The 11091-nt window shown below is 69.6% G+C and carries 11 protein-coding genes; 4 read left to right on the top strand and 7 right to left on the bottom strand.

Annotated elements, in window-relative coordinates; genetic code table 11:
• Positions 1-188: 188 nt before the first annotated feature.
• From A5694_RS16770 to A5694_RS16750, 5 genes are all read right to left on the bottom strand, one after another.
• Positions 189-863 (bottom strand): methyltransferase family protein, encoded by a 675-nt coding sequence (locus A5694_RS16770; protein ID WP_064923192.1) that lies wholly within the window; start codon positions 861-863, stop codon positions 189-191.
• A 10-nt stretch (positions 864-873) separates the two neighbouring features.
• Positions 874-2514, bottom strand: coding sequence for an ABC transporter permease (locus A5694_RS16765; protein ID WP_207516029.1), 1641 nt, complete (start codon positions 2512-2514; stop codon positions 874-876).
• A complete protein-coding gene (locus A5694_RS16760) occupies positions 2511-3416 on the bottom strand; it encodes an ABC transporter ATP-binding protein (protein WP_064923188.1) in 906 nt (301 codons plus the stop codon). The genes A5694_RS16765 and A5694_RS16760 overlap by 4 nt, the downstream gene beginning before the upstream one ends.
• The gene (locus A5694_RS16755; protein WP_064923186.1) at positions 3406-4041 is read right to left on the bottom strand and encodes a TetR/AcrR family transcriptional regulator; all 636 of its coding nucleotides are present in this window, start codon (positions 4039-4041) and stop codon (positions 3406-3408) included. Before A5694_RS16755 ends, A5694_RS16760 begins: the two co-directional genes overlap by 11 nt.
• A gap of 141 nt (positions 4042-4182) precedes the next feature.
• Positions 4183-4851, bottom strand: a complete 669-nt coding sequence (locus tag A5694_RS16750) for an O-methyltransferase (RefSeq protein WP_064923184.1) — start codon at positions 4849-4851, stop codon at positions 4183-4185.
• A gap of 192 nt (positions 4852-5043) precedes the next feature.
• On the opposite strand from A5694_RS16750, the gene sigE reads away from it, so the two are divergent.
• From sigE to tatB, 4 genes are all read left to right on the top strand, one after another.
• Positions 5044-5832, top strand: coding sequence for an RNA polymerase sigma factor SigE (sigE, locus tag A5694_RS16745; protein WP_428844283.1), 789 nt, complete (start codon positions 5044-5046; stop codon positions 5830-5832).
• 134 nt (positions 5833-5966) lie between these two features.
• Positions 5967-6374, top strand: a complete 408-nt coding sequence (gene rseA / locus A5694_RS16740; protein WP_064923200.1) for an anti-sigma E factor RseA — start codon at positions 5967-5969, stop codon at positions 6372-6374.
• 83 nt (positions 6375-6457) lie between these two features.
• Entirely contained in the window at positions 6458-7957 is a 1500-nt protein-coding gene (gene htrA / locus A5694_RS16735) for a serine protease HtrA (RefSeq protein WP_064923183.1), read from the top strand.
• Between the two features lie 11 nt (positions 7958-7968).
• Positions 7969-8352 (top strand): Sec-independent protein translocase protein TatB, encoded by a 384-nt coding sequence (tatB, locus tag A5694_RS16730; RefSeq protein ID WP_064923181.1) that lies wholly within the window; start codon positions 7969-7971, stop codon positions 8350-8352.
• Between the two features lie 100 nt (positions 8353-8452).
• On the opposite strand, the gene A5694_RS16725 is transcribed toward tatB, so the two are convergent.
• Together A5694_RS16725 and A5694_RS16720 are read right to left on the bottom strand one after the other, a co-directional pair.
• Positions 8453-9610 carry an Mrp/NBP35 family ATP-binding protein gene (locus A5694_RS16725; RefSeq protein ID WP_064923178.1) on the bottom strand — a complete coding sequence of 386 codons (1158 nt, stop codon included), beginning with the start codon at positions 9608-9610 and terminating at the stop codon, positions 8453-8455.
• 44 nt (positions 9611-9654) lie between these two features.
• Positions 9655-10986 carry a lytic murein transglycosylase gene (locus tag A5694_RS16720; RefSeq protein ID WP_082952712.1) on the bottom strand — a complete coding sequence of 444 codons (1332 nt, stop codon included), beginning with the start codon at positions 10984-10986 and terminating at the stop codon, positions 9655-9657.
• Positions 10987-11091: the final 105 nt, after the last annotated feature.

Raw genomic sequence — 11091 nt, 5'->3', positions numbered from 1 at the left:
GGGGCGGCGCCGACCATCAGGGCGCCCGCGGCGGCAGCGGCTGCCCGGACCGGCGAGATCGTCCAGCCACCGCCGCGCTCGAGTGTGCGCATGGCCACCAACCTCTCTGAGTCGCCGCGCTAACAGCTAGCGCTCAGGGAACTATAAGGCAATGGCGCGCCGGGTCCGGCCGATTAAAGCCCGCCGGCTTACCAGAGATAGGGCAGCAGACGGTAGCGGACGCGTTCGGTGTATTCGCGGTAACCAGTGAGCTCTTGGGTCAGCAACTGTTCCTCGTCGAGGATGCGCAGCATCAGCAGGGCCATACCCGGCAACAGCAGAACCAGGCCCCAATAGGAGCCGAGCGACAGCGGCACGCCGGCCATCAGGAGGACATTGCCGGTGTACATCGGGTGGCGCACCAGCCCGTACAGGCCCGTGGAGACCAGCGTCTGCCCCGCCTCGACGGTGACGTTGGCTGCCGCATAACCGTTTTGGACGATAACGGCCATGGCCAGAACAAGTCCGGCCGCCACCAGGACGTCGCCGAGCAGGCACACCGGCGTCGGCACGGTCGTCCATCCGAAGCGGTGATCTAACGCGCTGATGACGAACAGCGCCGGAAAGCAGATGAAGATGGCGGTGATGACGATCCGCTGCAGTGGCCGGGTCTCGGCCAGCGGGCCGACCCGCATCCGCCGATCCAGCGCGGCTGGATTGGTGCGCATCAGATAGACACTGGGAATCCAGGTGGACAGCGCGAACACCGCGAGGAACACCCAGGCCTGCCAGTAGTGCAGTGTCCCGGCGGGCGCGAACAGCAGCACTCCGAATGCGATCAGGCCCAAAAGGGCTGAAACGAATCCTTTGCCAACAGCGTTCATCTGTGCCTCCTCAGATCTGCAGATCCCTGCGGCGGAATGCCCGGGCGCCCGCGGCGATCAGGGCGGCATCGAGAGCCAACAGCACCGCGAGCGGCACGATGCTGAAGCTCTCGCCACCGACCAGCGGGATATGGGCGAACGGCTCGAGGTCGAGGACCCACTGCGGCAGACCAGAAATCGTGCCGAGCAGATACAGCGCGACGAACCCGATCAACACCGCCCATGCCGCGGGAGCAAAGCGGGGGATGGACCCGAAAAGTGCCACCGCAACGGCGGCGGGCAGCCAGACCGCCGGCAGCTGCACGGCGGCGCTGCCGATCACGGTGGCCAACTGTGCGCCGACATCGCCGGCCGCCACCCCGTAGACGGTCCCGGCCACCACGCCGGCGGCCAGGATCGCCGTTGCCGATCCGGCCAGCGCGATCACCAGATGGCTTGCCAGCCACCGGGTTCGACTTAAGGACCCGGCGAGCAGCGTCTCGGCGCGGGCGGCGGCCTCCTCCTGGTGCAGCCGCAGCACCAGCGACACCGCGAACGCGGCTGCCACCATGCCCAGCATGGTGAACGCCACCGCGACGAAGGCCTGCTCCAGCGCCGCGGTCCCGCCCAGCCGGACGACGATGTTGCGGGCGCTGTCGCTGCCGACCTCGTCGGCGATTCCATGCACCACGCTGCCGACCAGCAGCCCGTAGAGCACCAGGGCAGTCGTCCACAGCAGCAACGCACCGCGATCGAGCCGCCACGCCAGGCCGAACGCCCCGGCCAGCGTCGGCGCCGCCCGGCGCGGCCCCGGACGGTCGGGCAGCAGCCCGGCGCCGACATCCCGGCGGGCGGCGAGCCGGTAGGCCAGCCAGGTGAGCGCGGCCGTGGCCGTCAGGTGCAGCAGCAACACCCCCCAGCGGTCACCCGCGTAGGGCCGGACCTGCAGCGACCAGCCGAGCGGTGAGAGCCACGACAACCCGCCGGAGCCGGCGTCGCCGACCGCTCGCAGCGTGAAGGCGGCGGCAAGCACGCTGAACGCGGCGCCGCGGGCGAACCGGGCGCCGGGAGACAACTGCGCGGCCACGGCGGCCACGGCGGTGAACACCAGCCCGGAGCAGGCCAGTGCGGCCCCGAACGCCCACGACCCGGCCGCCGGAACATCGGTGGTCAGCAGGCCTGCCGCACCGATCACACCGGTGGCCAGCGACGCGCCCGCCGCCAGCAGTAGCGCGCCGGTCAACCCGGCATAGCGGCCCACCGCGGTCGAGTCGATCAGCTCGCTGCGGCCGGTCTCCTCGTCGGCACGGGTGTGCCGGATGACGGTCAGGATCACCGCCACCGCGATGAGCAGATGAAATATCCCCGCCTTCCAGATGCCCACCGCGCCGAGACTGTCGTTGTAGACCTGGCCGTACATCGCGCGCTGCGCCGGGCTGGCCATGATGGTCGCGGCCAGTCCGGCCCGGTCGGCGGCGGTGGGGTAGATGGCCTCGATGCTGGCGAGGTAAACGCTGGCCAACGGCAGCGACAGCAGCAGCACCCACAGCGGCAGCACGACGCGGTCGCGGCGCAGATAGAGCCGAAGCATGCCCAGGGTGCCGGAGAACTCCGACCCGCGCCTGGACGGCCGCGATCCCGGGTGCGCTTGGGGGACAACGGCGGTGCTCATGCCCGAACCGTGTCGTAGTGCCGCAAGAACAGCTCTTCCAGGGTCGGCGGCCGGCTGGTGAGGCTGCGCACGCCGGCCGCGCCCAGAACGGCGATGAGCTCACCCAGGCTGGCGCCGTCGACCTGCGCGTGCAAGACGGTGCCGTGGTAGCGCACGTCCACCACCCCGGGAATACGGGTGAGATCGCCGGGGTCACTGAGCAGGTCGGCTTGGATCGAGGTGCGGTGCAGGTGACGCAGCGAATCCAGTGAGCCGCTTTCGATGACGCGCCCGGCCCGGATGATCGTCACCCGCTGGCACAGTGCTTCGGTCTCGGCCAGGATATGGCTGGACAGCAGGACGGTGGCCCCGCGCTGGCTCGCCTCGGCGACGCACTGCTGGAAGACGTTCTCCATCAACGGGTCCAGGCCGCTGCTGGGCTCGTCGAGCAGCAGGAGCCGGGCCTGTGAGGAGAACGCCGAGATCAGGGATACCTTCTGGCGGTTGCCCTTCGAGTAGGTGCGGGCCTTCTTGGTCGGGTCCAGGTCGAAGCGCTCGATCAACTCGTCGCGCCGGCGCTCGTCGATGCCGCCGCGCATCCGGGCCAACAGGTCGATGATCTCGCCGCCGGTCAGCGACGGCCACAATGTGACATCGCCGGGCACGTAAGCGATCTCACGATGCAAGTCGACCGCGTCGGTCCAGGGGTCGCCGCCGAGCAGCCGCACTGTTCCGCTGTCGGCCTTGACCAGGCCGAGCAGGATCCGCAGGGTGGTGGACTTGCCGGCGCCGTTCGGGCCGAGGAAACCGTGGACCTCACCGGCGTAGACGGTGAGATCCAGTCCGTTGAGCGCCTTGACTGCACCGAAATTCTTCTCCAGTCCGCGGATTTCGATCGCCGGCCAGGGGTGCTCAGCTCGCATCGGTTGCTCCTTGTTGGGATGCCAGGAAGGCGTCGTACATGGTGCGGTCGGTCATCAGGCCCTCGGTGTAGATCTCCAACGCGGGCAGGAGCATGTCTTCGGCGTAGTCGCGCAGCACCGAGCGCAGGTCGGTCGGGTTCTGGTGCATCTGCAAATACAGCAGGAATCCACCTCCGCTGGTGATGGCCAGGTAGCGGGCTCTGGCCTTGGGATCGCGGCTGGGCTTGAGGGTGCCGGCACGCACGCCCTCGTCGAGGTAGCCCTCGGCGTTGTCGATCATCCGGCGCCACAAGGTGTCTGCCAGCTGGCCGCCGGACTGCATGCTGCGCACCAGGTAGGCCATCAGCGACGCATAGGACTCGATCTCCGCCATCGCGGCGAACCAGGTCGCCGGGTCGGCCGAGCGCAGGGCCTCGGATTTTCCTGAGCGGATCTCTTCGGCGACGTACTCGTCGCAGGCAGCGCGCAGCCCGTCTTTGGAGCCGAAGTGGTGGATGACCAGGGCGGCGCTGACCCCGGCGGCCTCGGCGATCGCCCGGATGCTCACGCCGAACCCGTGTCGCCCGAACTGGTCGATGGCCGCATCACGGATTTTGGCGGTGGCCGTCAGATCCGCTGAACGCATGTTCAATAGACTAAACGCGCGTTCAGGCGGGCGTCAAGAGTTTGCCCCATCCGCGCGAGGGTGCGTGTTTGCCCGTCACCACGCGGCGAGTCGGGTACGACTGCGCACGCTCGCGTGCGACCGAGCGGAGAGCTGAGGCGTCTAGTCGCGGACGGCGGCCAGCAGCCCGTCGCCCAGCGGGATCAGGGCCGGGGTCAGCCGCTCGTCCTCGGCGATCAAGCGGGCCGCCTCACGCACCGCGATCACCTCGGCGTCGTTGGCCGCCGGGTCTCCGGCGCGACCGCCCAAGGCCGCCCGGTGCAGCACGACCACCCCGCCGGGCCGCAGCAGGCGCACCGCCTCCAGCACGTATCCCGGCAGGTCGATCGGATCGGCGTCGACGAAAACCAGGTCGTAGGACTCGTCGGCGAGACGGGTCAGGACCTCCTGGGCGCGGCCACTGATGAACCGGGTCCGGCCAGGCCCGATCCCGGCATCGCCGAAGGCCTGCTTGGCGGTGCGCTGGTGTTCGGGCTCGATGTCGATGGTGGTCAACACGCCGTCTTCGCCCATGCCCGACAGCAGCCACAGTCCGCTGACGCCGGCCCCGGTGCCCACCTCGACCACTGCCTTGCCGCCGCTGAGTTTGGTCAACAGGCTCAACAACGCGCCCACCGCCGCACTGATCGAGGCGACGCCGATCTCACCAGCCCGGTCGCGGGCGGCGGCCAGAACCGCGTCTTCAGACATCGAGCCCTCGGCGTGTGCCAGGAGGGCGTCAGCCCGGCTGTGCGGCGGCTGCGGCCCGGAAGTGTCGTCGGTGCTGGCCATGTGCGCAGCGTAGGACACGGCCACCCTCGGCGGTGTACAGGCTCGCCCGCCCGACACGCCCGAGATGCAGCCCGTGTCCGAACCGTTATCCAGAGCCATCGGCGCACCGTACGGCGCATTCGAACACAAGTTCACAGTCGGCGTTCAGGGGCGGCACAGAGCCGACACACCGCGATGGGTAACCGTAGCGGCATGGAACGAGGTAGCAACCCTCGAAACGCTCGGAATACGAGGGCCCCGTCGCACGTTGACCGCGATACCACGCTGTCGTCGCCTGACGGCTGCCCGGATACGGAGGACGTCGCCATAACCACACTGCTGCCCCCGGTCGCCATGTCGCATCCGACCACCCACTCGGACCGCTACGCCGACACCGACTGGGTCGAGCCTTCCGACGAGCCGCAGGGGACCGCGGTTTTCGACGCCACCGGGGATGTGTCGGCGATGCCGTCCTGGGACGAGCTGGTGCGGCAGCACGCCGACCGGGTATACCGGCTGGCCTACCGCCTCTCCGGCAACCAGCAGGACGCCGAGGATCTCACCCAGGAGACCTTCATCCGGGTGTTCCGCTCACTGCACAACTACCAGCCCGGGACATTCGAGGGCTGGCTGCACCGGATCACCACCAACCTGTTCCTGGACATGGTGCGCCGGCGGGGCCGGGTTCGGATGGAGGCACTGCCCGAGGATTACGACCGGGTGCCGGCCGATGAGCCCGATCCCGAGCAGATCTACCACGACGCACGGCTGGACCCCGATCTGCAGGCGGCGCTGGATTCCTTGGCGCCGGAGTTCCGGGCGGCCGTCGTGCTGTGTGACATCGAGGGTCTCTCATACGAGGAGGTCGGGGCCACCCTCGGGGTGAAGCTGGGTACCGTGCGTAGCCGCATCCACCGGGGTCGGCAGGCGTTGCGCGACTACCTCGCCGACCGTCCCGGCCAGCGTGACGGTGCCGTCGCCGGCGGAGCCGCGGCCGGCTGAGTCCGCACCCCGGGACCGGGTTGCCGCATAAGGGCGCGTTCTCGCGCTACATTCTTATAAGGACATTTCTTATTGGGGCCTGTCTTCGGTGTAGACGCCGGGCATATGGGGCCGTGCGACGGAGGGAGTCCGTGGTGACGGAGCGGGGCGGTGTCTTCCGTCGCGCGTTCTCCTGGCTTCCCTCGCAGTTCGCCTCGCAGAGCGACGCGCCGGTCGGCGCCCCGCGCCAGTTCGGCTCCACCGAGCACCTGTGCAGCGAAGCGATCGCCGCCTACGTCGACGGCGAATTGCGGATGAACGCCCACCTGCGCGCCGCCCACCACCTGTCGTTGTGCCCGGACTGCGCCGCCGAAGTGGAGTATCAGAGCCGGGCCCGCTCGGCGCTACGCGATTCGCATCCGATCCGGATCCCCTCGGCCCTGCTCGGCTTGCTGGCCCAGATCCCCGACTGTCCCGCCGACTGTCCACCCGATGAGGCCACGACGCCGATGCCCGCCCGGTTCGCCGACGGCAAGCCGCAGGATCGCCGCAAACGTCGGTAAGGTGGATGCGATGCGGCGCCAGCGCGCCAGTAGCGCTTCGGTTGCGGCGCCTGGAAGCCGACGCGGGACCGGAAGAGGAATAGGTGAGCTCCAACAACGAGAACGCCGGCGGTAACCGCCTGGCGCCGCGGCCTGTCTACCGGCCCCCCGTGGACAACGCGTCCCAAAAGGCCTTCGGCCGGCCCGACGGGGTGCCCGGATCGTTCATCCCGGCCGAGGTGCGGCCCAAGAAGTACCGCGACCAGGGCGAGTACACCCCCCGCGACCTACCGCCGGACCCGGTGCTCAAGGAGGCGTTCGGGCGTCCCTTCGGTGCCGGCTCCTCCTTGCAGCGCCATCCCGCTGATGCCGGCGCATTGGAGCGCAACGGCAAGCCGGATGAGTTCACCGAGACCGACGACCCGTGGCGGGACCCCGCCGCCGGCGCTGCGCTCGGTGCGCCCGCGATCGTCCCGGCGCCGCCGCGGGCACCCGGTGAAGTGGGCGGTCGGCTCGGCGTGCGCGACGTGCTGTTCGGCGACCGGGTCTCCTACCGCGCGCTGGGCGTGCTGGCGGCGATCGCGCTGGCCATCGGCATGGTCGGGGGCTGGGTCGGGCGAACCACCGCACAGGTCGTCGAGGCGTTCACCACGTCGAAGGTGACCCTGTCCACCAAGGGCAACGCCGAAGAGCCGGCCGGGCGGTTCGCCAAGGTCGCCGAAGCGGTCGCCAATTCGGTGGTGACCGTCGAGTCCGTCAGCGACGACCAGGGGATGCAGGGTTCCGGGGTGGTCATCGACGGCAAGGGCTACATCGTCACCAACAACCACGTCATCTCCGAAGCGGCTAACAATCCCAGCAAGTTCAAGACCACGGTGGTGTTCAACGACGGCAAAGAGGTGCTGGCCAACCTGGTGGGACGTGACCCGAAGACCGACTTGGCTGTGCTCAAGGTCGACAACGTCGACAACCTGAGCGTGGCGCGGCTCGGTGACTCGGACAAGGTCCGGGTCGGCGACGAGGTGATCGCGGCGGGGGCGCCGCTGGGGCTGCGCAGCACCGTGACCCACGGCATCATCAGCGCCCTGCACCGGCCGGTGCCGCTGTCCGGCGAGGACTCCGACACCGACACCGTCATCGACGCGGTGCAGACCGACGCTTCGATCAACCACGGCAACTCCGGGGGTCCGCTGATCGACATGGATTCGCAGGTCGTCGGCATCAACACCGCTGGAAAGTCGTTGTCCGACAGCGCCAGTGGTCTGGGTTTCGCGATCCCGGTCAACGAGATGAAGACGGTGGCCGAAGCGCTGATCAGAGACGGCAAGATCGTGCACCCCACGCTGGGGGTGAGCGCGCGGTCGGTCAGCAACGCCATCGCCTCGGGCGCGCAGATCGCCAACGTCAAGGTTGGCAGCCCTGCGGAGAAGGGCGGCATCCTGGAGAACGACGTGGTGGTCAAGATCGGTGACCGCACAGTCGCCAACGCCGACGAGTTCGTCGTGGCGGTGCGCCAATTGACCATCGGCAAGGAAGCGCCCGTCGAGGTGGTCCGCGACGGGCGGCACGTCACGCTGAACGTGACCCCCACCGGCGACGGCTAGATGTTCGGCTGATGTTCGCCAATGTCGGCTGGGGGGAGATGCTGGTCCTCGTGGTGGTCGGGTTGGTGATCCTGGGCCCGGAGCGGCTGCCGGGGGCGATCCGATGGACCGCCAACGCGCTGCGTCAGGCCCGCGAGTACGTCACCAGCGCCACCGATCAACTGCGCGCCGAGATGGGCCCGGAGTTCGATGACCTGCGCGTCCCGCTGAGCGAATTGCAGAAGCTTCGCGGGATGACTCCGCGGGCGGCGCTGACCAAGCATCTCCTCGACGGAGACGACTCGCTGTTCACCGCGGTCAGTTCCTTGGCCGAAGATCCGCGCGCCGCGGTACCGGCGCCGATCGCGGCCCCCAAGCTCACCGGGCCCGCCCCGTTCGACGCCGACGCGACCTGAGCCGCTGGCGACGCCGCGAGATTGAACTCACGCAGGTGCGCACTCGCACTTTTGCTGCAGGGTTTCACTCTCGCGAAGACCGCGATGCGGCGCAAGAGGTTCAGCGCCGGGTGCTGCCGGTGTTCAGTCCCAGCGACATCCCGACCAGCCCGCGTCCACGGGTGGCCAGCTGATCAGCGATCCGGCGCAGTTCCTTGCCGGCCGCCGAGTCCGGGGTGAGCACCACCGGGGACCCGGAGTCGCCGCCGGTCACCATCTCACTGTCGATCGGCACCTGACCCAGCAGCGGCACGTCGCGGCCCATCGCCCGGGTCAGCCGCTCGGCGACCCGCTCGCCACCGCCCTCGCCGAACAGGTGCATGGTGGACCCGTCGGGCATCGCCAGCCCGGCCATGTTCTCCACCACACCGACCACCTGCTGGCGGGTCTGCAGGGCGATCGCCCCGGCCCGCTCGGCCACCTCCGCGGCGGCCTGCTGCGGGGTCGTCACCACCAGGATCTCGGCCGGGGGAACCAACTGGGCCACCGAGATGGCGATGTCCCCGGTGCCCGGCGGTAGGTCGAGCAGCAGCACATCCAGGTCGCCCCAGTAGACATCGGCGAGGAATTGCTGCAACGCCCGGTGCAGCATCGGGCCGCGCCAGACCACCGGAGTGTTGCCCTTGGTGAACATCGCGATCGAGATCACCTTCACGCCGTATCCGATCGGCGGCATGATCATCGAGTCCACTTGGGTCGGCAGTGCGGTGACGCCCATCATCCGCGGCACCGAGTGGCCGTAGATGTCGGCATCGAGCACCCCGACCGACAGGCCGCGCTCGGCCAGTGCGACAGCCAGATTGACTGTGACACTGGACTTTCCGACCCCGCCCTTGCCCGAGGCGATCGCGTACACCTTGGTCAGCGAACCCGGCTGCGCGAACGGGATCACCGGCTCCTTGGCGTCGCCACGCAGCTGTTTGCGCAGCTCGGCGCGCTGCTCGTCGCTGAACACGTCCAGGCTCACCTTGACCGGGCCGGTGCCGGGCACGTCGTTGATCGCGCGGGTCACCATGTTGGTGATCTCGGTCTTCATCGGACAGCCGGCGATCGTCAGGTAGATCGTGACGTGCACGCTGTGGTCCTCAGCGATCTCGATGCTTTTGACCATGCCCAGCTCGGTGATCGGACGCTGAATGTCGGGGTCCAACACGGTGCCCAGCGCGGCGTAGATCGCGTCGTGCAGGGCGGCGGTGTCGTCGTCTTGTGTCTTGGACATCGAAGACGAGTCTAGTGGGCGCCAGCCCCCGCCTGCGATCTCGGTCAGGCCGGCGGGCCTGCTTGCGGCGCCTCCGGCGGCGCGGCTGCTGGGGCCGCAGGCGGCAGCTCCGGTGACGCGTCCGCGGGTGCTGGCAGCGCGGGCGCGACGGCGTACGGCGGCATCGGCGCCGGCGGCGCCTCCGGCGGAGCGATCGGGGCCTGCGCGTACGGGGCCGGTGGGACGGCGCCGGGCGGTGCCGCCGGGGTCGTCCCGGCCTGCGGCTCGAGGCAGATCATCCGGCAGGCGGCCGAGGGACGCGGCAGCTGCGGCTCGTTGGAGCTCATCCACGGCGGGAGCCAGGGCAGGTTGGCCAGCTGGGTGTCCATGCTCGACTGGCCCAGGTCGATCAGGGCGGATCCCGCGGTCTCATGGACCGGAGACAAGCCGTGCAAACTGATCGACTCCGGCCCGAGGCCCTCGGGGTGCTCCAGGTGTTCGAGGTGCAGGTCCGCGATCGGCGGTGCCGGACCGATGATCGGAGGCAGATCCACCGGAGCCACCCCGGTGGCGTAGGCCGCAGCCCAGCCCATCACGTTCTCCGCATAGGCCATCGAGTTGTTGTAGCGCAGGATCGCGGTCAAGACCTGCGACTGCTCCCGCAGGTTGAGGCCGCCGCTGCACAGATAGCGCGCTGCTGCCAGCGTTGCGTCGAAGACGTTCTGCGGGTCCGCCTTGCCGTCGCCGTCACCGTCGGCGGCGTAGCGCGACCAGGTTCCGGGCAGGAACTGCATCGGCCCCATGGCGCGGGCGTAGACGACCCGCCCGGGGGCACTACTGGCCACGACGACTTCGTTTCCCGGCAGCGAACCGTCCAGCGTCGGCCCGTAGATCGGCTGCAGCACGGTGCCGCGGGCGTCGGTGGCGCCGCCGTTGGCGTGCCCCGACTCGATGCGCCCGATGCCGGCCAGCAGATTCCAGCTGATGCCGCAGTCGGGGGCGGCGACGGCCATCTGGTGTTCGGCATTGCGGTAGGCCGCCAGCGCGGTCTTGGGGATGCCCAGCGTGCCCGGCGCGTAGACCACGGCCGCCGGTGGCGCCGACGGGGCGCCCGCCGCCACCCGCAGGTTCGGCTGGGGACGCTGCACCGCGACGACGGCCGGGCCCGAGGAATGGCCGGAGGGGCCGGTGTTCACGGCGGCCGCCAGCGGGGTCACCGCGGCGTTGCGCAGGGGGAGCGAGGTGGACGGGGAGCGCGGTGTGGCGCCCACGGCGCCGGCGAACACGAGCGGGGTGATGAACGTCAGGCCGAACGCGGGGCGCAGCGCAGCGCGGACCGCCCGCCGGCATCTGGCCGCGCGGGACCGGTGCTCGGCTGCGCCGCCCCCTGAAGGCACTCGACCGTCCCTTGTCCGTCTCGCTAAAGCAGTGGCTAAAGCCTCGGTGAAGCCGCGTCGGCTTCGTGAACTAGGTCACCATACCCAACACTGGTCTCGCTGGTG

Source organism: Mycolicibacter sinensis (genome assembly GCF_001667945.1).
GTDB lineage: Bacteria > Actinomycetota > Actinomycetes > Mycobacteriales > Mycobacteriaceae > Mycobacterium > Mycobacterium sinense_B.
This window is presented reverse-complemented; position numbering and strand designations above follow the sequence as displayed.